Source organism: Brevundimonas mediterranea (genome assembly GCF_011064825.1).
Lineage (GTDB): Bacteria > Pseudomonadota > Alphaproteobacteria > Caulobacterales > Caulobacteraceae > Brevundimonas > Brevundimonas mediterranea_A.
On the sequence record NZ_CP048751.1, the window covers coordinates 3,028,924 to 3,049,247 of the forward strand.

The window sequence follows — 20,324 nt, forward strand, 5'->3', positions numbered from 1 at the left end:
CCCACAAACAAAAACGCCGGGGATGTCTCCCCGGCGTCTTGCATTTCAGGCCTGTGGCGCTCGATCAGCCGCGCTGGTCGATCGCCACATAATCGCGTTGGGTCGGGCCCGTGTAGAGCTGGCGCGGACGGCCGATCTTCTGCGACGGATCCGCCATCATTTCCTGCCACTGGGCGATCCAGCCCACGGTGCGGGCCAGGGCGAACAGGACGGTGAACATGGTGGTGGGGAAGCCCATGGCCGACAGGGTGATGCCCGAATAGAAGTCGACGTTCGGGAACAGCTTGCGCGAGGTGAAGTATTCGTCCGACAGGGCGACCTTCTCCAGCTCCTTGGCGACCAGGAACAGCGGGTCGTTCTCGCGGCCCGTGGCGGCCAGGACTTCATAGGCCGACTGCTGCATGACCTTGGCGCGCGGGTCGTAGTTCTTGTACACGCGGTGGCCGAAGCCCATCAGCTTGTACTTGCGGTCCTTCACGCCCTGGATGAACTCGGGAATCTTGTCGGGCGTGCCGATTTCCTTGAGCATGTTGAGCGCCTCTTCATTGGCGCCGCCGTGCGACGGGCCCCACAGGCAGGCGATGCCGGCGGCGATACAGGCGAACGGGTTCGCGCCCGACGAACCGGCCAGGCGGACGGTCGAGGTCGACGCGTTCTGCTCGTGGTCGGCGTGCAGGGTGAAGATGCGGTCCATGGCGCGAACCAGGGCCGGATCGACGTTATAGTCCTCGGCCGGCACGGCGAAGCACATGCGCAGGAAGTTCTCGGCGTAGGACAGGTCGTTGCGCGGCGAGATGAACGGCTGGCCGACGTGGTACTTGTAGGCGCGGGCCGCGATGGTCGGCATCTTGGCGATCAGGCGGATGGCCGAGATGTCGCGCTGGACCGGATCATGGATGTCCAGGCTGTCATGATAGAAGGCCGACAGGGCCCCCACGGTGCCGACCATGATCGCCATGGGATGGGCGTCGCGGCGGAAGCCCTCGAAGAAGCGGTCGAACTGGGCGTGCAGCATCGTGTGCATGGTGATGCTGTTTTCGAACTTTTCGTACTGCGCCGCAGTCGGCAGTTCGCCGTGCAGCAGCAGGTGGCAGACCTCCACGAAGTTCGACTTCGACGCCAACTGGTCGATCGGGTAGCCGCGGTGCAGAAGCACGCCGGCGTCGCCGTCGATATAGGTCAGGGCTGACTCGCACGCGGCGGTGGAGGTGAAGCCCGGGTCGAAGGTGAAGGCGCCCGTACCCGCGTACATCTTGCGGATATCGATGACATCCGGGCCGGTGGAGCCCGAAAGGACCGGAAGCTCGATGGTCTTGCCCTCGAAGGACAGGGTCGCCGAGCCGGCGGTTTTGGCTTGTTCAGTCATGAATGCCCCTTTGCATCACACGTCCAGGCGCGGGGAGGCGTCGGCCGCTTTTTTGGTTGTGGGTGATCACTTAGTCTGTTGCAGCGCATCATCCAAGCGCCCGAGACTTTCGTCGCGCCCAAGAGCGGACAAAGTTCGCGCGATATCGGGTGAAGTTGACCCTGCGGTAAGGGCCGTTCGCACCGGCGGACCGATCTTGCCGAAGCCGACCTCTTCGGATTCGGCGAAGCTCTTGAGCTCGGCTTCCAGGGCGAAGACATCCCAGGACTGGAACAGCGTCAGCCGGTCCCGCAGACGGCCGAGGCGGTCCAGGGTTTCGCCCGAGAGCAGGACGCGCGCCTTGTCGTCCAGCGCGAGGGGGCGGCTCTTCAGCACGAATTCGGTCTGGTCGGCCAGGTCCAGCACGGTCTTGGCGCGGTCCTTGACGAAGGGCATGGCGCGTTGGAGCCTGGCCTCGTCGTCTTCGGCGATGACGCGACCGCGTTGCAGGTGGACATCCAGGGTCAGCTTGGCGAGGCGTTCGTCCGCCGCGAGACGCAGCCAGTGGGAATTGACGTGGGCCAGCTTGTCGAAATCGAGCCGGGCCGGGGCCTTGCCGATGCCGGCCAGGTCGAACCATTCCACCGCCTGGGCGTCGCTGAACAGTTCGTCGTCGCCATGGGCCCAGCCCAGCCGGGCCAGATAGTTGCGCATGGCCTCGGGCAGATAGCCCATCTCGGCGTATTCATGAACCGCCTGGGCGCCGTGGCGCTTCGACAGTTTGGCGCCGTCGGGGCCGTGAATCAGCGGGATGTGGGCGAAGGTCGGCCGGGTCCAGCCCAGGGCGTCGTAGATCAGGCTCTGGCGCGCGGCGTTGTTCAGGTGGTCGTCGCCGCGGATGACGTGGGTCACGCCCATATCGTGGTCATCGACCACGACGGCGAGATTGTAGGTCGGGGCCCCGTCCGAGCGCAGAAGGACCAGGTCGTCGAGATCGTTCGTCGACCAACTGACCGCGCCCTGAACCTCGTCCGCCACGGTGACGGTCGTGGACTGGGGGCGGCGAAAACGCACGACGTGAGGCAGGGCCAGGTCGTCGACGGTCGGCGCGCGGTCGCGCCACGGCGACTCGAAGGCGCGACGTTCGGCCTTGGCGGCGTCCCGCAGTCGGCCGGTCTCCTCGGCCGTGGTGAAATCGCGATAGGCGTGGCCGGTCTCAAGCAACTGGTCCACCACCTCGCGGTGGCGGTCGGCGCGGCTGTACTGGAAAACCGGTTCCTCGTCGGCGAACAGCTCCAACCAGCTCAGCCCGTCGAAGATGGCCTTGACGGCGTCGTCGGTGGACCGCTCGCGGTCCGTGTCCTCGACCCGGATCAGGAAACGCCCTGCGTGTCGTTTGGCGTACAGCCAGTTGAACAAGGCGGTTCTCGCCCCGCCGATATGCAGATAGCCTGTCGGCGAGGGGGCGAAGCGCGTGACGACAGTCGAGGAAGGTGAGGTCATGGGGGAAGGGTCCGTAAGCGAGGCCCTTATACGCCCCGAGACGACAAAGCCTACCCCCGGCGCGCGATTGCGGGCCTGGTTGGAGGACGAGGCTGCGGCGCAGAGGCTGAGATGGCGGCTGTGGGCGCCGGTGGCCTTTGGCGGAGGCGGGGCGATCTATTTCGCCCTGCGGTCGGAGCCGGCCCTGTGGCCGCTGCTGCTCGGGGCGATCGTCTCCGGCGCGGGCTGGCTGGCGGCGCGACGGCGGGGATGGGCGCGGCGCCTGACCTGGCCGCTGATGATGCTGGCCTGTCTGGCCGGCGGGCTGGCGGCGGCCAAGATTCGCACGGAGATGGTGGCGGCGCCCATCGCTCCAGCCCTGGGTGAAGCGACGGTGATCGAGGCCTGGGTGGTGGATGTGGACAGCCCCGGCCAGAGGGGCGCGCGGATCGTGGTCGCGCCGGTCAGGATTCGGGGGCTGGCGCCGGACCGGACGCCGGTTCGGCTCAGGGCCACGGTGCGGGGTGATCCGCCCCGGCCCGGCGAGGCGGTCCGTCTGTTCGCCATTCTCAATCCGCCGCCCGCACCGGCCAGCCCCGGCGCCTATGACTTCGGCCGCAACGCCTTTTTCCAGGGCATGGGCGGGATCGCCTTCGCCCTGGGGGAGACGCGACGGCTCGACCTGCCGTCGGCGCCGTGGCGGCTGCGCCTGGAAATGGCGGTGAACAGCGCCCGCTACGCCCTGGCCGAAAGGATCGTGGCGCGGCTGGGCGAACGGACGGGCGGGATCGCGGCGGCCATGACCACCAGCCATGAGACCTGGATCAGCCAGGAGGACATGGACGTGATGCGGGATTCGGGCCTGGCGCACATTCTGTCGGTGTCGGGCCTGCACATGGCCATCGTCGGCGGCTTCGTCTTTTTCGCGGCCCGACTGGGCGTGGCGGCCTGGCCGTGGCTGGCGTTGCGGGTTCCCGGCAAGAAGGTCGCGGCCCTGGCCGGACTGACGGCGGTCGGCGCCTATCTGGTCGTGTCGGGCGCGCCGCCGCCGGCCGAGCGGGCCGCGATCACGGCCTCCATCGCCTTTCTGGCCATACTGCTGGATCGGCAGGCGGTGACGATGCATGGCCTGGCTGTGGCGGCCTTTGTGGTGTTGGCCATCCAGCCCGAGGCCATCGTCACGCCGGGCTTCCAGATGTCCTTTGCGGCCACGGCGGCCCTGGTGGCCCTGGTCGAGGTCTGGCCGCAGCGGATGCGAGAGATTTCGGCGCCCTGGCCCATCGTGGCGGTGCAGAGGTTCGGCGGCTGGTTGACGGCGGCGGTGGCGGCCAGCGTCGTGGCCGGACTGGCGACGGGGCCGTTCGCCATGCAGCATTTCAACCGCACGGCCATGTACGGGCTTCTGGCCAATCTGGGCACGGCGCCGGTCGCGGATTTCGTCCTGATGCCGGCTCTGGCTCTGGGAGCGGCGTTGGAGCCCTTGGGCCTTGGCGGGCCTTTCCTGGCGGTGGCGGGGTGGGGCGTCGATCTGATGCTGGCGATCGGGGCTTGGACGGCGGGGCTGCCGGGTGCGGTGCAGACGGTGGCCAGCGCGCCGGACTATGTGCTGCCCATGGCCTTTCTGGGGGTGTTGTTCGTCTGTCTGTGGCAGGGGCGGCTGAGGTGGCTGGGCCTGCCGCTGGCGGCGGCGGTTCTGGTCTGGCCCAGGGCGCCGACGCCGGATCTCTGGATCGGGGACGGCGGGACCAACGCCGCTTTTCATCACCAGGCCCAGGCTGTCGTGATCCGGCCCGGCGTGCGCGCCTTCGCCGTTGATCTTTGGTCGCGGCGGCGGGGCCTGACGACGGCGGATCGGCCGGAGGCGGGCTGGACGTGCGACCGGTCTTCCTGTCGGCCGGAGACGCCGGAAGCCGGGCCGGTCGCCCTGTGGTGGGGGCGCGAGGCCCCGGATGCGGAGCAGATGGCCGACCTGTGTCGGGCGGCGTCCGTCGTCAGCGTGCGGGCTGCGGTCGCCGCCCTGCCGGCCTCATGCGACGGCCGTCTGGTGCTCGACGGCGTCGATTTCACGCGCGGCGGGGCGGTGGAGTTGTGGCGGGACGGAGTGGACCGCTGGAAGGCGGTGTGGACGGCCGACGTGCGCGGGGATCGCCCCTGGGCGCGTCAGCCGGATCCGGACCTCAGTGATAGCGGCGCATGAGGCCGACCAGCTTGCCCTGGACCTCGACCTGGTCGGGACCGAAGATTCGGGTCTCGTAGTTGCGGTTGGCGGGCTCCAGGGCGATGGAGCCGCCCTTGCGACGCAGACGCTTCAACGTGGCCTCTTCGCCCTCGACCAAGGCCACGACGATCTCGCCGTTGTTGGCCGTGTCGCCGCGACGGATGACCACCAGATCGCCGTTCAGGATGCCGGCCTCGATCATCGAGTCGCCCTCGATCTCGAGGAGGTAATGATCGCCCTTGCCCAGCATGGATTCGGGCACCGACAGGCGCTCCTGCTCGTGCTGGATGGCGGCGATGGGGGTGCCGGCGGCGATCTTGCCCAGCAGGGGCAGTTCGCGGGTGTCGTTGGCGGCCGAGACCGCAGCGGGGCGTGGCGCGCCGCCGCCGCCTTCGATGACGTCGGGTTTGAAGCCGGCCCGGCCGCGCGGTGCGCCGGCGGTGGCCTGTTCCGGCAGTTTGGTCACTTCCAGGGCGCGGGCGCGGTGGGCGAGGCGGCGGATGAAGCCGCGTTCCTCCAGCGCCGTGATCAGCCGGTGGATGCCCGACTTGGACGCCAGATCCAGCGCCTCCTTCATCTCGTCGAACGAGGGGGAGACGCCGGTCTCCTGGATCCGTTCGTGGATGAACATCAGCAGTTCGTGCTGCTTGCGCGTGAGCATCGCCAGGCCCTCATGAGCCCTTTCCTCGAATCGGAACGGGCCGTGAACATTGACGATGTTCTGTAAGTGTTCCTTCCTAATGTCAACTTAACGGCGTCGCTTCACCGCGCGCGTCGGGTTGAATCAGGCGGCCAGCAGTTTGCGCGTGGCGGCTTCGACGTCGGCCTGACGCATCAGGCTTTCGCCCACCAGAATGGCCTGGGCGTGGGCGGCGGAGACGCGTGCGACGTCCTCGGGCGTGGAGATGCCGCTCTCGGCGACCAGCAGGGCGCGGACGGGGCTGAGCATCGACAGGCGCTCGGTGACCTCCAGATCGACCTCGAAGGTGCGAAGCGAGCGGTTGTTGATCCCCACCAGATCGCCGCCCAAGGCGCAGGCGCGCGCCATTTCGGCCTCGTCGTGGGTTTCGATCAGGGCGTCCATGCCGAATCGTTCGGCCTCGGCCAGCAGTTCGGCGGCGAGCCGATCGTCGATCATGGCCAGGATGATCAGGATACAGTCGGCGCCCAGGGCCCGGCTCTCGGCCACCTGCCAGGGATCGACCAGGAAGTCCTTGCGCAGGCAGGGCAGGGCCGTGGCGGTGCGGGCCTGGCCCAGATAGGCGTCGTCGCCCTGGAAACTGGGGCCGTCGGTCAGGACCGACAGGCAGGAGGCGCCGCCGGCCTGGTAGGCGATGGCCAGGGCGGTCGGGTCGAAGTCAGGACGAATCAGGCCCTTGGACGGGCTGGCCTTCTTGATCTCGGCGATCAGGGCGGGGCGGCCGGTGTCCTCGACAGTCCGGTCCAGAGCGGCGCGGAAGCCGCGCGGCGCCGAGGCGGCCCGGGCCAGGGCCTCGATGGCGTCCTGGGTGGTCGCGGCCTTGCGGGCGGCGACATCCTCGCGCTTGTAGGCGGCGATGCGGTCCAGGACGTCGGTCATGCTTTGTCTTCGGTATCCAGCGGCGTGGAGGTGATGCGGGCCAGACGCTCCAGCGCCTGGGCGGCCCGACCGTCGTCAATGGCGGCGGCGGCGAGGACGGCGCCTTCCGCGAGGCCCGTCGCCCGATCCGACACCACGAGGGCGGCGGCGGCGTTCAGCAACACGATGTCGCGATAGGGGCCGGTCTGACCCGCCAGCAGGGCGCGCAGGGCCGCGGCGTTCTCCTCGGCGTCGCCGCCGCGGATGGCGTCGATGGAGGCGCGGGGCAGGCCGGCGTCTTCGGGCGTGACCTGGAAGCGGCGGACGGCGCCGTCTTTCCATTCTGCGACTTCCGTCGGGCCGGAGGTGGCCAGTTCGTCCAGGCCCTGGCCATGGACCGTCCAGGCGCGGGTCGCGCCCAGCCGGCCCAGCACCTCGACCAGGGGCTCCAGCAGACGCGGGTCATAGACGCCCATGACCTGGCGTTTCGCCTGGGCCGGGTTGGACAGCGGGCCGAGCAGGTTGAACACGGTGCGGAAACCGATCTCGGCCCGTACCGGCCCGACGTGGCGCATGGCGCCGTGATAGGCGGGGGCGAACAGGAAACAGATTCCGGCCTCGTCCAGCGCCTTGCGCTGCTGATCCGGGCTGGCGGCCAGGTTGACGCCCAGGATCGACAGGACGTCGGAAGAGCCGGATTTCGAGGATATGGCCCGGTTGCCGTGCTTGGCGACCTTCAGGCCTGCGCCGGCCAGGACCAGGGCGGCGGCGGTTGAGATGTTGTAGGTGTGCTGGCCGTCGCCGCCGGTGCCGCAGGTGTCAATCACCTCGTACGGATGGTCCAGCGTCAGGGCGGCGTCGCGCATGGCCTGGGCGAAGGCCGCGATCTCGTCCACCGTCTCGCCGCGGATCCGCAGGGCGGTGACGGCGGCCGCGACCTGTGACGGGGTCGGTTCGCCGCGCAGGCAGGCGGCGAAGAAGTCGTGCGCCTGCTCGGACGTCAGGGGGTGCCCCTCGACCAGGCGGGCGAGGATCGGCTTGAAACCGTCGGCCATGATCAGGCGGCCACGATCAGGCGGCCGCGAGGCGCTTCACGCCGGCGATCTCGAGGAAGTTGGCCAGCATGTCGTGGCCGTGTTCGGTGGCGATGGATTCCGGGTGGAACTGGACGCCATGGATCGGGCGGCTGCGGTGCTGGAGCCCCATGATCTCGCCGTCGGCGGTCCAGGCGGTCACCTCGAGGCAGTCAGGCAGGGTTTCGCGCTTCACGGCCAGCGAATGATAGCGGGTGGCGGTGAAGGGCGACGGCAGGCCGGCGAAGACGCTCTTGCCGTCGTGCAGAATCGGCGAGGTCTTGCCGTGCATCAGGGTCTTGGCGCGGATCACGTCGCCGCCGAAGGCCTGGCCGATGGCCTGGTGGCCCAGGCAGACGCCCAGGATCGGCATGGAGGCCGGGGCGCTCTCGATCAGCGGCAGGCAGATGCCGGCCTGGTCCGGCGCGCAGGGGCCGGGCGACAGCAGGACGGCGGCGGGGTTCAGCGCCCAGGCCTCGTCCGCGGTCAGGTCGTCGTTGCGCACCACATGGGTCGGCGCGCCCAACTCCGCGAGGTAGTGGACGAGGTTGTAGGTAAAGCTGTCGTAGTTATCGACGACGAGGATCATGATCTGGCTTCTAGGCGTGACAAGCCGCCGCGCCAAGCGTGCGCGGCGTTAAAGCGCATCTTAACATTGGTGCGGGCAGATGGGGGTCGTGAAACTGAGCGCCGAAAAAGACATCGCCGACAAGATCGCCGCCGCCAAGGCGAAGCTGGTCGTGGTCGAACCGAAGCCGATCAGCCCCTATGCGGCCCTAGGCGCCGCCGCCCTGGCCGCCACGGCGGCCGTGGTCATGGCCGGCGTGGTGGTGCTGGGACCGGGCGTCCGCTTTGACGAACCCCCGGCGACCTACGGGCCCTAGCGATTGCCTGTGCGGAAGCGCCAGGCGTCGTCGGCGGCCCGCATCGGCGCGCGCGCCTTGTGCTGGGTCTCGGCGTATTCAGCCGCTGGATCACTGTCAGAGACCACGCCCGCGCCGGCCTGGACGAAGATCTGGTCGTCCGCAAACAGGGCGGTGCGCAGGGTGATGCAGATGTCCGCCTCGCCGCCCGCCGAAATATAGCCGACGCCGCCGCCGTAACCGACGCCGCGCTTCTCGGTCTCCAGCTCGTCGATGACTTCCATGGCCCGCACCTTGGGCGCGCCCGACAGGGTGCCGGCGGGAAGGGCGGCCAGCAGGGTGTCGACGGCGTCCAGTTTCGGATCGGCCTTGCCGCGCACATTGGAGACGATGTGCATGACCTGGCTGTAGCGTTCGACGACGAAGCTCTCGGTCACCTCGACCGTGCCCGGCGCGGCGACGCGGCCGACGTCGTTGCGGCCCAGGTCCAGCAGCATCAGATGTTCGGCCCGCTCCTTGGGATCGGCCAGCAGCTCCGCCTCCAGGGCCTTGTCCGCCTCGGGCGTGGCGCCGCGCCTGCGGGTTCCCGCCAGCGGCCGGATAGTGACCTGGCCGTCCTTGAGCCGGACCAGGATCTCCGGGCTGGACCCGGCCAGCTGGAAGCCCTCGAAGTTCAGATAGAACAGATAGGGCGACGGGTTCTGGCGACGCAGGGAGCGGTAGAAGGCGAAGGGATCTTCGGTCCAGGGGGCCGAGAAGCGGTGGCTGAGCACGACCTGGAAGATGTCGCCGGCGGCGATATAGTCCTTGGCCCTGGCCACCATCTCGCCGAAGCCGGCCTCGTCCACGGGCGAAGCGAAGGTCGGGGCGGGCGTCGGCTGCGGCGCGGCGCGCACCGGCAGGGGGTCGCGCAGGCCCGTCTCGAACGCGTCCAGCCGGGCGACGGCGGCGTCGAAAGCCTCACGCGGCGCGGCGCCAGCGTCGGGATAGGCGGCCGAGACCAGGATGATCTCCTGCCCGACGGAATCGAAGATGGCGACCAGGGACGGACGGGTGAGCACGGCGTCCGGCAGATCCAGCGGATCCGGATTGGGCTCGCCCAGCGGCTCGAGCAGGCGCACCATGTCATAGCCGAAGACGCCGAACAGACCGGCGGCCATCGGCGGGAGGTCCTGCGGCAGGTCGAACTTCGACGCGGCGATCAGGGCGCGCAGGGACTGAAGCGTGGGCAGGGGCTCGGCTATGAACCGCCCCTCGACCACCGCCGGGCCACGCGCCAGTTCCGCCGCGTTCGCCCGGCAACGCCAGACCACGTCCGGGTCCAGCGTCAGGATCGAATAGCGGCCCTTCACGGCGCCGCCTTCGACGGATTCCAGCAGACAGGCGTAGGGGCGATGGCGACCCAGCTTCAGATAGGCCGAAACCGGCGTCTCAAGGTCGTCGATGACGCGCCGGACCAGCACCTGCGGCCGACCGGCCGAAAGGCCGGCGGCGAAGGCGTCGTAGTCGGCCCCGTTGAAACCCGAGGCGTCTTGGCCGGCCGTGGTCATTGCGCCGGTGCGGCGGGAGCGGTCGGCTCGGCGGACAGGCCCAGGGCCTGACGCGCCAGGGCGACGTCGTTCTTGGCCTTGGAGCGCTGGGCGCCGGCGGTCATCTCGGTCTGGACCATGGCCTGGACCAGTTCCTGGGTGATGCGCGGACGGGCCTGTTCAGCCAGAGGACCGGCGACGGCCGGATTGGCGGCGTGGACGCCATCGACGCGGCCAACCAGATAACCGCCTTCACCCGGTTGGGAGAAGACCTGGCCCTTGGCCTGACCGAACAGGCCCTGAAGCACGCCCTGGCCCAGCGATTCCTGGGTGGCCTGGTCGCGGACCACGCCGGTCCGGACGGTCAGGGGCGCGTTCACCGAACGGGCCACGGCGGCGATGTCCTGGCCCTGGCGGACGCGGCTCGCCAGCTCTTCAGCCTTGGCGGCGAGACGGCGCGAGATTTCGCGCTGGGTCCACTGGGCGGCCAGGGGCGCGCGGACTTCGGCCAGGGTCGGCAGGGCCGAGGGACGGATGTCGTTCACACGGACGGCGAAATACTGGCCCTGGCCGGCGTCGATCACGTCGCTTTCACCGCCCTTGGTCAGGCTCCAGGCCGTCTCGAAGACTTGCGGGGGGGCGTTCAGGGCCTGGCCGTTGGGCAGTTTGCCGTCCTTGGTGAAGGGGGGCAGGTCGATGACGCGGCCGCCGGCCTCGCGGGCGGCGTCGGCCAGGTTCTTGCCGGCGGTGCGGGCGGCCTCATACTTCTCGACCTTGGCGTAGGTCTGGCCCTTGACGTCCTCGGCGCGCAGTTCCGCGACGATCTGCTCACGCGAGTTTTCCAGGGTCGCGGGCTGACCGGGCTGGATGGCGGTGACCTTGGCGACGGCGAAGCCGACGCCGGCCTGGACCGGGTCTGAGACCTGGTTGACCTGCAGGCCGAACACGGCGGCGGCGGTGGCCGCGTCGCCGACCGCGGCGCGGGGCGTGACGTTGAAACTCGCCGGCTGGATGCTGTTGGCGCGGCCGACATCGGCGGGCGACTGGCCGGCGCGCAAGGCGGCGGCGATCTTCTGGGCCACGTCGCGGCTGGGCGCGGTCAGGGTCACGAAGGTGCGGGTCTCGGGCTTGCCCAGGCTGTCCTTCTTGAACTCGAAACGTTCGCGGATACGCTCATCCGACACGACGGGGGCGGCGCCCGGGTCCGGCGTGAACAGGACGACGGACACCATGCGGAACTCCGGCGCGCGCAGACGTGCGGCGTTTTCCTGGATGAAGGCGTTCAGCTGGGCGTCGGTCGGGGCGGGGATTTCGCCGGCCATGGCGGGCGTGACCTCGAACCAGCGACCGTCGCGGGTCTCGAAGGCGGCGCCGGCCAGCAGGGCGCCGTAGATGCGCGGCGCACGGGCGCCGGCGAAGATGGCGGCGCCGAAATGCTCCGTCGCATACTGGTCGCGCAGGTCCTGCTCCAGCATGGCGGGGGTCAGGTTCTGTTGCGCCAGGGCGCTCTCATAGGCCTGCTGATCGAACTGGCCCGTGACCGAGTTGAAGAAGGCGGGGATCTGGCGGATCTGCTTGACGATCAGTTCCTTGCCGGGGCGGATGCCCGCTTTCCAGGCCCAGTTCAGGAAGCCGAACTGTTCGGTCTGGCTGTCCAGGAAGCGGGTGTGGATGTTTTCCGCGATCAGGTCCTCGTTGGTCACGGGACGACCGGCCTGTTGCTGGATGTTTTCGCGCACACGCCCGAAGGCGGCGCTGAACTCGGCCTCGTTCATCGAACGGTCGCCGGCGTCGATCACATGTTTCGGGCCCAGGTTGGCGAAGACATCCATCCGCGCGCCCACGATCACGAAACTGATGGCGATCAGGACGAGCAGGGCGGCGGCCCACTTGGAGCGCGAGAAGGCGCGGAAGGCGGTGATCATTCGAAGACCCGTAGACTTGCCGACGTTGGCGTCACCCGGCGTATAGTCGGGCCGGGCGCGCCCCCGCAAGGACGGCGTGATGGCCAGATTGCGGCGGCCCCTCTTGGCTTGCCGGTTTGAGGCCCCTAGACAGGGGGCATGAAACAATCCGTGAAGTTGATCGTCGGCAACTGGAAAATGCACGGCGTCTCCGCAGACGTATCCGAGGCCCTGGCTTTGAAGGAAGGCCTGGCGGGGGCGCCGCCCTCATGCCGCATCGCCCTGTGCCCGCCCGCCACCCTGACGGATCGGCTGCGCCGCGTCCTGGCGGACAGCGCGGTCGAAGTGGGGGGACAGGATTGCCACGAAAAGGCGTCGGGCGCCTTCACGGGGTCGGTGTCGGCGGACATGCTGGCGGACGCCGGCGCCACCCTGGTGATTCTGGGCCATTCCGAGCGACGGGCGGCCTTCGGGGAAACAGACGCAGACGTCGCCGCCAAGGTCGAGGCGGCCATGGCGGCCGGTCTGGAGCCGATCGTCTGCGTCGGCGAGACCCTGGAGCAACATGAAGCGGGCCAGGCGGTCGCCGTCGTCAGCGCCCAGATCGCAGGCTCCCTGCCGGACGGTTTGTCCGAGCGTGACTTCGCAGTCGCCTATGAGCCGGTGTGGGCCATCGGCACGGGCCTGACGCCCACTCTGGAACAGATCGCGGAGGTTCACGCCGCCATACGGACCGCCATGATCCAGCGCCTGGGCGAGCCCGCCCGCCGCGCGCCCATCCTGTACGGCGGCTCGGTCAAACCTGACAATGCGGCCGAGATTCTGGCCGTGCCGGAAGTGGGCGGCGCCCTGGTCGGGGGCGCCTCGCTGAAGGCCGATGATTTCCTGAAGGTCGTCCACGCCGTCTGACGGGCGCTTCCGGTTTGCCCCCCGGCGGCTTCGGTGATAGAGGCCGCCGCTTGATCGGCGCAGCTCCGCGCCCACATGAATGACGCCATGCTCCAGACCATCCTGCTCGTCGCCATCATCCTGGTCGCCGTCTCCCTGACGGGCGTCGTGCTGCTGCAGCGGTCCGAGGGCGGCGCCCTGGGCATGGGCGGCGGTCCTTCGGGCTTCATGACGGCGCGGGGCGCCGGCAATCTGCTCACCAAGATCACCTGGGTGCTGGCGGCCCTGCTGTTCGGCCTGACCATCATCCTGACGGTCGTCGGCAATATGGACCGCGCCTCGGTCTCGGTGATCGACGCCGACGCCGTGGGCTCTCTGGCCACGACGCCGCAGACCCAGACGCAACAACCGGCCCAGCAACAGCAGCCGGCCGCGCCCGCCCAGCCGACCGCGCCGTCGCTGGACGATCTGGAAGCCAGCCTGCCGTCCGCCTCGGCGGCCCGGTCGCCGGCGTCCGCTCCGGCCCAGCAGCCCGCCCAGTAACGGGCAGGCGACCGACCCGACTTCCGAAAGCGCGCCGCAGGGCGCGCTTTCTTCTTTTGATCAACAGTTCGATTCGCGGCGGCCCATGCGTCGTTCGCGAATCATGGAGTAAGGTGTCCGCCCATGGCTCGCTATGTGTTCATCACCGGCGGCGTGGTTTCCTCGCTAGGAAAAGGCCTCGCCTCCGCCGCTCTCGGCGCTCTTTTGCAAGCGCGCGGCTACAAGGTCCGGCTTCGCAAGCTCGATCCCTATCTGAACGTCGATCCGGGCACGATGAGCCCTTACCAGCACGGCGAGGTCTTCGTGACCGACGACGGCGCCGAGACCGACCTGGACCTGGGTCACTACGAGCGGTTCACCGGGGTGTCGGCGGCCAAGTCCGACAATATCACTACCGGCCGCATCTATTCGACCATCCTGGAGAAGGAACGTCGCGGCGACTATCTCGGCGCGACCGTCCAGGTGATTCCGCACGTCACCGACCAGATCAAGTCCTTCTGCCTGACCCCGGCCCTGACTGACGACGGCGAGGATGTGGACTTCGTCCTGGTCGAGATCGGCGGCACGGTCGGCGACATCGAGGGGCTGCCCTTCTTCGAGGCCATCCGCCAGCTGGGGCAGGATCTGCCGCGCGGCCGGTCCTGCTTCGTCCATCTGACCCTGCTGCCTTTCATCAAGACGGCCGGCGAGATGAAGACCAAGCCGACCCAGCACTCGGTCAAGGAACTGCGCTCCATCGGCATCCAGCCGGACATCCTGCTGTGCCGCTGTGAATTCCCGATCCCGCCCGAGGAAAAGCGCAAGATCGGCCTGTTCTGCAATGTGCGCGAAAGCGGCGTGATCCAGGCGATGGACTCGGCCGACATCTACGCCGTCCCGCTGGACTACCATCGCGAAGGCCTGGACCGCGAAGTCCTGGCCCATTTCGGCATAGAGGATGCGCCGGAACCCGACCTGACGCGCTGGCAGGAGATCGCGCGCCGCCGTCTGCACCCGGACGGCGAGGTCACCATCGCGGTGGTCGGCAAGTACACGGTTCTGAAGGACGCCTATAAGTCCCTGATCGAGGCCCTGCACCACGGCGGGGTCGCCAATAACGTCAAGGTCAATATCGACTGGGTCGAGGCCGACACCTTCGAGGGCGACCCGGAGGCCTGCGAGGAGCGGCTGCAGGGCGCCCACGCCGTTCTGGTGCCGGGCGGCTTCGGCGAGCGGGGCTCGGAAGGCAAGATCGAGGCGGCGCGGTTCGCCCGCGAGCGCAACATTCCCTATTTCGGCATCTGTTTCGGCATGCAGATGGCGGTGATCGAGGCGGCGCGGAACCTGGCCGGCTATCCCAAGGCCTCGTCCACGGAGTTCGGTCCGACCGCCGAGCCGGTCGTGGGCCTGATGACCGAATGGACGCAAGGCAATCAGCGCGTCCTGCGCCAGCAGGGCGGCGACCTGGGCGGCACCATGCGGCTGGGCGCCTATGATTCGACCCTGGCCGAAGGCTCCAAGATCGCCGAGATCTACGGTTCCACCGCCATCAGCGAACGGCACCGCCACCGTTACGAGGTCAATATCAACTATCGAGAGGCGATCGAGCAGAAGGCCGGCCTGGTCTTCGCCGGACTGTCGCCGGACGGGGTTCTGCCCGAGACGGTGGAGCGGCCGGACCATCCCTGGTTCATCGGCGTCCAGTATCACCCCGAACTGAAGAGCCGACCGTTCGCGCCGCACCCGCTGTTCGCCAGCTTCATCGGCGCCGCCGTGGTTCAGAGCCGTCTGGTCTGATCAAGGCCTGGGATCAAACCGTGTTCACGGACCTGCGATTACTATGGGTCCGCCTTTTGCAGTAAACTGTCCTGAACGGATCGAATTGGCACGACCTGACGGGACACGAACGATCGATGATCGGCGAGTTGCTCTATCATCTGCACCGGCATTTTCGCCTGCTGCTGATCGCAGGGGGGCTCGTGATCGCCGTGTCTGCAGTCGCGCTCGGCTACGAGGCCGTGCGGCACATGGGGACGCCGTCGTCGGCCCGCCCGGCCGAAACCGGACGGGCCTGAGCCGTCAGTCGATCTTCAGGCGCATGAAGATCATTCCGCCGTCCGGATCGCCGCCGTAGATCGGCTCCAGCGCGTCCGGCACGCGGTTCACCGCATAGAGGGCGCCGAGGCCGAAGCGGACGCGGGAGGCGATCCGCCAGTCGCGGACGGCGCCCAGCGAGGCCTTGCCGACGGTGTAGAGCGGGCCGTGGCCGCCATGGTCGCCGGGGACCAGTTCGTCCGTCTCGATCCGTTCAGCGCGGGCGAAGACGGTCCAGCGGTCGTTCGGATGGACGGCGGATTCCAGCAGCCAGCCGTCTTTCGACTCGTCGTGACTGTTGGTCTTGCGCCCCCAGGCCAGGGTCGAGGACCACCAGCCGGCTTCGCCCAGTCGCCGGGTGTGGATGGCGCTGGCTGACCATTTGGTCTCGTCCTCGTCTGGCTCCAGCTGTTCCGGGGCCGAGACGTCGGCGTAGGAGGCCTGGAAGGACCAGTCGGCCGTCGGATTCCACGAGCCCCGCACCGACCAGCTGTCCAGTTTGGGCGAGTCTATGCCCCAGCGTTCCTCGTCGGGTTCACGCCCCTTGAAGGCCGAGGTCTCGATCTTGAAGCGGTCGTGGGCCCAGCCCAGGGTGGTGACGCCGAAGACGATATGGGTCGAGTCCAGCCAGTGGTGGGTGATGGGCGCCTCTGGACTGTCCATCGCGCTCATCCGGTGCATGAAGGCGGGCGGGCCGAAGGCCGGCTCGCCGGGCAGGCCGATGTAGCCGTAGAGGCTGTCCTTTTCCGACAGGCGCTTCGAATAGCTGGCCGACAGCTCCATGAAGAAGTCGTGCGGGTGCTGGCGGTCGACCAGGGGATCGACGCCGTTCGCCGTTTCGCCGGCCGCCAGCAGCAGCGGGTAGCCGGACTTGCCCATCAGGGGGTCGGGGCTGAGCATGGCGCGCAGGTTCAGGGTCGAGCCTTCATCGAAGTCACGACGCGCCGTGGTCATCAGCATGCCCGAGACGAAGGTCTTGTCGCCGCCGCGGGGGCCGGACTGGGTGTCGTAGGTCAGGTTCAGCAGGGCGTGGGTCATCACCGTCCAGTCGCCCCGGACGGTGTGGATGCCGGCGTGTTCGCCGGAGTCGGGCTGCCAGCTGGTGCCCGAGGCGTCCCGGCTCATGGGCCAGGGGCCGTAGGGGCTGGTCATGGCGTGTGCCGGGGCGTGTGAGGCGGCCGGCATGTCGGCCATGTCGTGGCCGGCGTGAGGATCGGCGGCCGGTGCGGCCGAGTGGTGGGAATGGTCCTGCGCCGTCGCCACCTGAGCGAGGGCGAGCAGGGAGACGCCGGCGAGGGCGCCGACGAGGGTATGGGGAGCCATGATGGCCTCCTGGAATGATCGTGACTGAAGGCGCCGCGAACGGCGCAGGGCTCAGGCGATCAGGAGGCGGGGCGGGCCGGGTTCGGGCGAGAGCAAAAGTCCGGCCGGGACATCGAACAGGGGGGCGGTGAGGCGGGCCGGGGCGACGGTCGGGCCGGGACGGGAAACGGGCTCCAGCGCCGGCGCCGTGACGCAAGCGGCGCAGCAGGCCATGGCCTTCATCGCCTTGTTCTGGTGAGCGGGCGTCTGGTCCGGCGCGGCGTGACGGGCGTCGGGGCGGGCCTCGGCGCTCGTTTCGTGGCAGGGCGCCTCGGCCATGGCCGGTCCTGCCGAGACGCCGAGGGCGCCCAGGGTCAGCACCGCCAGGGCGCCGATCAGCAGCAGAAGGGACGAGACGATCTTCACCGCGTCAGGATAGGGGCGGGCGCGGAGCGCGGCAATGGATCATCGCGCCGGCTTCTTGTCGACCAGCGGCAGGCCCGGGGCGTCCGGCGGCGTCTGCCCGCCGGCGCCCAGTTCGCGCTGCATGAAGACGACGTCGCGCCAGTCGTCATGTTTCCAGCCGGCCGCCTTGAAGACCCCGGCGTCGGCGAAGCCGCGTGCGCGGTGCAGGGCGATGGAGCCGGCGTTGTCGGAATCGCCGATCACGGCGACCATCTGGCGCAGGCCCAGGGCTTCGCAAGCGACGATCAAGGCGTCCAGCAGGGCGCCGGCGACGCCGCGGCCGCGGGCCTCGGGGGCGACATAGATCGAGTCCTCGACCATGTAGCGATAGGCCTGGCGGGTGCGGAACGGGCCGGCGTAGGCGTAGCCGACCACGGCGCCGTCGATCTCGGCGACCAGCCGGGGCAGGCCCAGGGCCTGGACGGCGGCGAAGCGGGCCGTCATCTCGATCTCGTCCGGCGGCTCCAGCTCGAAGGTGCCGCGTCCGTTGGCGACGCTTTCGGCATAGATGGCGGTGATCGCCGCCATGTCGGCCGGGGTCGCCTCGCGGATCTGGACCTCAGACCGCATCAGCCCAGCAGCCGCGCGGCCTGGGGCGCGAAATAGGTCAGGACGCCCGCGCAACCGGCCCGCTTGAACCCGTGCAGGGTCTCCAGAACGGCGCGGTCGTGATCGAGCCAGCCGTTGGCGATGGAGGCCTGCATCATCGCGTACTCGCCCGACACCTGATAGGCGAAGGTCGGGACGCGGAAGGTCTCGGACACGCGGCGGACGATGTCGAGATAGGGCATGCCCGGCTTGACCATGACCGCGTCGGCGCCTTCCGACAGGTCCATGGCGACCTCCTTCAGGGCCTCGTCCGAGTTGGCGTAGTCCATCTGATAGGTCTTCTTGTCGCCCCTCAACGCAGTCGAGGAGCCTACGGCGTCGCGGTAAGGGCCGTAGAAGGCCGAGGCGAACTTGGCCGCATAGGACAGGATCAGGGTGTCGTGGAAGCCGTTGGCCTCCAGCGCCTCGCGCACCGCCTGGATGCGGCCGTCCATCATGTCCGACGGGGCGACCACGTCGGCGCCGGCGTGGGCGTGGATGAAGGCCTGTTCGGCTAGCCGATCCAGCGAGGCGTCGTTGACGATCCGGTCGCCTTCCAGCACCCCGTCGTGGCCGTGGTCGGTGTAGCAGTCCAAAGCGACGTCGGTCATGACGCCGATCTCCGGCGCGGCGTCCTTGATGGCCTTGATACAGTCGGGGATCAGGCCGTCGGGATCGGTGGCGCCCGTGCCGACCGCGTCCTTGATCGCGCCGTCCACATTGGGGAACAGGGCCAGCATCGGAATGCCCAGGTCGCGCGCTTCGACCGCCGCTGCGGCGGCCGCCTTGGGCGACAGGCGGAAGACGCCTGGCATGGAGGCGACCGGCACGCGGTCCTCGGCGCCGTCGTGGACGATAAGGGGCCAGATCAGGTCGGCGGGGGTCAGGACGGTCTCGGCGACCAGACGACGCACCCAGGGGCTGGCGCGCAGACGCCGGGGACGGGCGAGCGGGAAGGGGGCGGGTTGGTAGGGAAGCATGGACGGATGACCTTGAAAACCTGGCGACGGACTAGCGCCGCCGGGGCGGAGGCGCAAATCGCGTGATGCGTCAGATCGTTTCGCGCGTGATACCGGCTTGCGCGGAGCGACGAAATGCGAGCCTATCGCAACGAAATCAGGCGCGACGAAATCAGGGAGACGGCGATGATGAAGCGGTTGGCGGCGGGCGCGGCGGTTCTGGCCCTGGCGGCGGGGCTGTCCGGCTGCATCATCATCGCGTCGGAGGGCGGCGAGCGGACGGTGGTCGTGGACAGCGCGCCTCTGGCCGCCCCGGCCTATGTCTCGCTTTATACGGACGCGGTGGCTGATCCGAAACGCCCGGCCGAAGAAGTGGCGCGCGATCCCCTGCGTCATCCGGCCGAGATCCTGGCCTTCGCCCAGCTGGCGCCGGGCGACAAGGTGGCCGATGTGCGCCCCGGCGCCGGCTATTTCACCCGGCTGTTCTCGGACGTGGTCGGGCCGACGGGGCGGGTCTACGCCTTCGTGCCCGAGCGGACCATGGCGCGGGAGAACCCGATGGCCGACGCCCTGGTCGCCGCCTATCCCAATGTGACGCGGGTCAACGGCCTGCTGGACGCCATGACCTATGACCAGCCGTTGGACATGGTCTTCATGAGCCAAGAATATCACGACTTCCATATCCCCGGTTTCAACACCGATGTGGCCCGGATGAACGCGGCCGTGTTCGCGGCCCTGAAGCCCGGGGGGCGCTATATCCTGATCGACCACCAGGCGGCGGCGGGGACCGGGATCTCGGCGGTCCAGACCCTGCACCGGATCGAGGGCGATTATCTGAAGCGCGAGGTCGAGGCGGCGGGCTTCGTCTTTGAGGGCGAGAGCGCGGCCGTGGCCAATCCGGCCGACGACCACAGCCTGAACGTCTTCGACGTCGCCATTCGCGGCAAGACCGATCAATTCGTCTATCGCTTCAGAAAGCCGGGCTGAGGTCTTCAGGTTCGGGAGCGTCGGTCGAGCGGGCGCTCGCCTCCCGCGCCTCCCGCGCCCGTCTGAGGGCGCCGGTCTCGGCCCGGAGAAGCGGGCCGGGGACGATATAGTCGGCATAGGCCGGACGGCGACGGGCCTTGACCTGCCGCAGGAACAGGCGTTCGCGCTCCGTCAGGGGTTCGGCCTCGCCCGAGGCGATCAGCTCCAGCCGATGTCGCTGAAGCGTATAGACGAAGGCGTCGTCATGGCGGGCGCTGGACGGACGGCGAGGGCGCATCGGAGGCTCCTTCCGGGGCTCGGGTGAATTGGCTCTGTCTTCGCGGCGGACCAGCGAAGTTCGGGGAGGGCTCGGGACGCCGGGACTGCGCCCGGAGTGGATATGTTTTTACCGTTTCGGCGCAGGCGTCGTCCCGAGAGGCCGTTTTCCACACGCGCTCCGGCTGGCGGCCCTATTCTTCGAGCCTTGCCGGATCGGCGGGCCGTCTTGCGACGGCTTCGCCGGGGCGGACATGCCGACAAGGATCGACAGCGGTCCGCTTTCCTAAGC

At 68.9% G+C, this 20,324-nt stretch carries 20 protein-coding genes; 7 read left to right on the forward strand and 13 right to left on the reverse strand.

The genetic code is table 11. The features are described from left to right. Nucleotides 1–64 precede the first annotated feature (64 nt). Both gltA and gltX read right to left on the reverse strand, forming a co-directional pair. A complete protein-coding gene (gene gltA, locus GYM46_RS14890) occupies nt 65–1,366 on the reverse strand; it encodes a citrate synthase (RefSeq protein WP_008261264.1) in 1,302 nt (433 codons plus the stop codon). Between the two features lie 66 nt (nt 1,367–1,432). Beyond that, nucleotides 1,433–2,848, reverse strand: coding sequence for a glutamate--tRNA ligase (gene gltX / locus GYM46_RS14895; RefSeq protein WP_008258945.1), 1,416 nt, complete (start codon nt 2,846–2,848; stop codon nt 1,433–1,435). Here gltX and GYM46_RS14900 point away from each other — a divergent pair. After that, nucleotides 2,847–5,024 (forward strand): ComEC/Rec2 family competence protein, encoded by a 2,178-nt coding sequence (locus GYM46_RS14900; protein WP_083793363.1) that lies wholly within the window; start codon nt 2,847–2,849, stop codon nt 5,022–5,024. The genes gltX and GYM46_RS14900 overlap by 2 nt on opposite strands. Here GYM46_RS14900 and lexA read toward each other — a convergent pair. The 4 genes from lexA to GYM46_RS14920 form a co-directional block, all read right to left on the reverse strand. Next, entirely contained in the window at nt 5,005–5,706 is a 702-nt protein-coding gene (gene lexA, locus GYM46_RS14905; RefSeq protein ID WP_008264265.1) for a transcriptional repressor LexA, read from the reverse strand. The genes GYM46_RS14900 and lexA overlap by 20 nt on opposite strands. Before the next feature lie 123 nt (nt 5,707–5,829). Then, nucleotides 5,830–6,624 carry an indole-3-glycerol phosphate synthase TrpC gene (gene trpC, locus GYM46_RS14910; protein ID WP_008259229.1) on the reverse strand — a complete coding sequence of 265 codons (795 nt, stop codon included), beginning with the start codon at nt 6,622–6,624 and terminating at the stop codon, nt 5,830–5,832. After that, the gene (gene trpD, locus GYM46_RS14915) at nt 6,621–7,658 is read right to left on the reverse strand and encodes an anthranilate phosphoribosyltransferase (RefSeq protein WP_008262568.1); all 1,038 of its coding nucleotides are present in this window, start codon (nt 7,656–7,658) and stop codon (nt 6,621–6,623) included. The genes trpC and trpD overlap by 4 nt, the downstream gene beginning before the upstream one ends. Before the next feature lie 16 nt (nt 7,659–7,674). After that, nucleotides 7,675–8,265, reverse strand: coding sequence for an anthranilate synthase component II (locus GYM46_RS14920; RefSeq protein WP_008259403.1), 591 nt, complete (start codon nt 8,263–8,265; stop codon nt 7,675–7,677). An 88-nt stretch (nt 8,266–8,353) separates the two neighbouring features. Here GYM46_RS14920 and GYM46_RS14925 point away from each other — a divergent pair, with 88 nt between their 5' ends. Beyond that, on the forward strand, nt 8,354–8,560 hold the full coding sequence (locus GYM46_RS14925) for a hypothetical protein (protein WP_035307384.1): 207 nt from the start codon (nt 8,354–8,356) through the stop codon (nt 8,558–8,560). Here the strand turns inward: GYM46_RS14925 and trpE are convergent. After that, nucleotides 8,557–10,089 (reverse strand): anthranilate synthase component I, encoded by a 1,533-nt coding sequence (gene trpE / locus GYM46_RS14930; protein WP_008261930.1) that lies wholly within the window; start codon nt 10,087–10,089, stop codon nt 8,557–8,559. The genes GYM46_RS14925 and trpE overlap by 4 nt on opposite strands. Beyond that, nucleotides 10,086–11,993: a peptidylprolyl isomerase gene (locus GYM46_RS14935; protein WP_008259785.1), complete on the reverse strand. Its 1,908-nt coding sequence runs from the start codon at nt 11,991–11,993 to the stop codon at nt 10,086–10,088. Before GYM46_RS14935 ends, trpE begins: the two co-directional genes overlap by 4 nt. Nucleotides 11,994–12,131: 138 nt before the next feature. Here GYM46_RS14935 and tpiA point away from each other — a divergent pair, with 138 nt between their 5' ends. The 4 genes from tpiA to GYM46_RS14955 all read left to right on the forward strand — a co-directional run bounded on the left by tpiA (nt 12,132) and on the right by GYM46_RS14955 (nt 15,457). After that, complete coding sequence (tpiA, locus tag GYM46_RS14940) at nt 12,132–12,881, forward strand: triose-phosphate isomerase (protein ID WP_008264231.1); 750 nt, start codon at nt 12,132–12,134, stop codon at nt 12,879–12,881. Nucleotides 12,882–12,956: 75 nt separating this feature from the next. Continuing rightward, entirely contained in the window at nt 12,957–13,403 is a 447-nt protein-coding gene (secG, locus tag GYM46_RS14945) for a preprotein translocase subunit SecG (protein WP_008262390.1), read from the forward strand. 123 nt (nt 13,404–13,526) lie between these two features. Next, a complete protein-coding gene (locus tag GYM46_RS14950) occupies nt 13,527–15,179 on the forward strand; it encodes a CTP synthase (protein WP_008263745.1) in 1,653 nt (550 codons plus the stop codon). A gap of 116 nt (nt 15,180–15,295) precedes the next feature. Next, a complete protein-coding gene (locus GYM46_RS14955; RefSeq protein ID WP_008258848.1) occupies nt 15,296–15,457 on the forward strand; it encodes a hypothetical protein in 162 nt (53 codons plus the stop codon). A 4-nt stretch (nt 15,458–15,461) separates the two neighbouring features. On the opposite strand, the gene GYM46_RS14960 is transcribed toward GYM46_RS14955, so the two are convergent. From GYM46_RS14960 to hemB, 4 genes are read right to left on the reverse strand one after another with little or no spacing between them, the layout of a single operon-like run. Beyond that, nucleotides 15,462–16,799, reverse strand: coding sequence for a hypothetical protein (locus tag GYM46_RS14960; RefSeq protein ID WP_008261654.1), 1,338 nt, complete (start codon nt 16,797–16,799; stop codon nt 15,462–15,464). Between the two features lie 51 nt (nt 16,800–16,850). Next, entirely contained in the window at nt 16,851–17,204 is a 354-nt protein-coding gene (locus GYM46_RS14965; RefSeq protein WP_008259487.1) for a hypothetical protein, read from the reverse strand. A gap of 39 nt (nt 17,205–17,243) precedes the next feature. Next, entirely contained in the window at nt 17,244–17,813 is a 570-nt protein-coding gene (locus GYM46_RS14970) for a GNAT family N-acetyltransferase (RefSeq protein WP_008264134.1), read from the reverse strand. Next, nucleotides 17,813–18,811, reverse strand: coding sequence for a porphobilinogen synthase (hemB, locus tag GYM46_RS14975; protein ID WP_040349585.1), 999 nt, complete (start codon nt 18,809–18,811; stop codon nt 17,813–17,815). Before hemB ends, GYM46_RS14970 begins: the two co-directional genes overlap by 1 nt. 165 nt (nt 18,812–18,976) lie before the next feature. On the opposite strand from hemB, the gene GYM46_RS14980 reads away from it, so the two are divergent. After that, entirely contained in the window at nt 18,977–19,777 is an 801-nt protein-coding gene (locus GYM46_RS14980) for a class I SAM-dependent methyltransferase (RefSeq protein WP_198004280.1), read from the forward strand. On the opposite strand, the gene GYM46_RS14985 is transcribed toward GYM46_RS14980, so the two are convergent. Then, on the reverse strand, nt 19,761–20,054 hold the full coding sequence (locus GYM46_RS14985) for a hypothetical protein (protein ID WP_008260443.1): 294 nt from the start codon (nt 20,052–20,054) through the stop codon (nt 19,761–19,763). The genes GYM46_RS14980 and GYM46_RS14985 overlap by 17 nt on opposite strands. Between the last annotated feature and the right edge of the window lie 270 nt (nt 20,055–20,324).

Bases quoted from the DNA above. Each gene is read 5' to 3' on its own strand.
- gltA (WP_008261264.1), bottom strand. From the start codon at position 1,366: ATGACTGAACAAGCCAAAACCGCCGGCTCGGCGACCCTGTCCTTCGAG.
- GYM46_RS14900 (WP_083793363.1), top strand. From the start codon at position 2,847: ATGGGGGAAGGGTCCGTAAGCGAGGCCCTTATACGCCCCGAGACGACA.
- gltX (WP_008258945.1), bottom strand. From the start codon at position 2,848: ATGACCTCACCTTCCTCGACTGTCGTCACGCGCTTCGCCCCCTCGCCG.
- lexA (WP_008264265.1), bottom strand. From the start codon at position 5,706: ATGCTCACGCGCAAGCAGCACGAACTGCTGATGTTCATCCACGAACGG.
- trpC (WP_008259229.1), bottom strand. From the start codon at position 6,624: ATGACCGACGTCCTGGACCGCATCGCCGCCTACAAGCGCGAGGATGTC.
- trpD (WP_008262568.1), bottom strand. From the start codon at position 7,658: ATGGCCGACGGTTTCAAGCCGATCCTCGCCCGCCTGGTCGAGGGGCAC.
- GYM46_RS14920 (WP_008259403.1), bottom strand. From the start codon at position 8,265: ATGATCCTCGTCGTCGATAACTACGACAGCTTTACCTACAACCTCGTC.
- trpE (WP_008261930.1), bottom strand. From the start codon at position 10,089: ATGACCACGGCCGGCCAAGACGCCTCGGGTTTCAACGGGGCCGACTAC.
- GYM46_RS14935 (WP_008259785.1), bottom strand. From the start codon at position 11,993: ATGATCACCGCCTTCCGCGCCTTCTCGCGCTCCAAGTGGGCCGCCGCC.
- tpiA (WP_008264231.1), top strand. From the start codon at position 12,132: ATGAAACAATCCGTGAAGTTGATCGTCGGCAACTGGAAAATGCACGGC.
- secG (WP_008262390.1), top strand. From the start codon at position 12,957: ATGAATGACGCCATGCTCCAGACCATCCTGCTCGTCGCCATCATCCTG.
- GYM46_RS14950 (WP_008263745.1), top strand. From the start codon at position 13,527: ATGGCTCGCTATGTGTTCATCACCGGCGGCGTGGTTTCCTCGCTAGGA.
- GYM46_RS14955 (WP_008258848.1), top strand. From the start codon at position 15,296: ATGATCGGCGAGTTGCTCTATCATCTGCACCGGCATTTTCGCCTGCTG.
- GYM46_RS14960 (WP_008261654.1), bottom strand. From the start codon at position 16,799: ATGGCTCCCCATACCCTCGTCGGCGCCCTCGCCGGCGTCTCCCTGCTC.
- GYM46_RS14970 (WP_008264134.1), bottom strand. From the start codon at position 17,813: ATGCGGTCTGAGGTCCAGATCCGCGAGGCGACCCCGGCCGACATGGCG.
- hemB (WP_040349585.1), bottom strand. From the start codon at position 18,811: ATGCTTCCCTACCAACCCGCCCCCTTCCCGCTCGCCCGTCCCCGGCGT.
- GYM46_RS14980 (WP_198004280.1), top strand. From the start codon at position 18,977: ATGATGAAGCGGTTGGCGGCGGGCGCGGCGGTTCTGGCCCTGGCGGCG.
- GYM46_RS14985 (WP_008260443.1), bottom strand. From the start codon at position 20,054: ATGCGCCCTCGCCGTCCGTCCAGCGCCCGCCATGACGACGCCTTCGTC.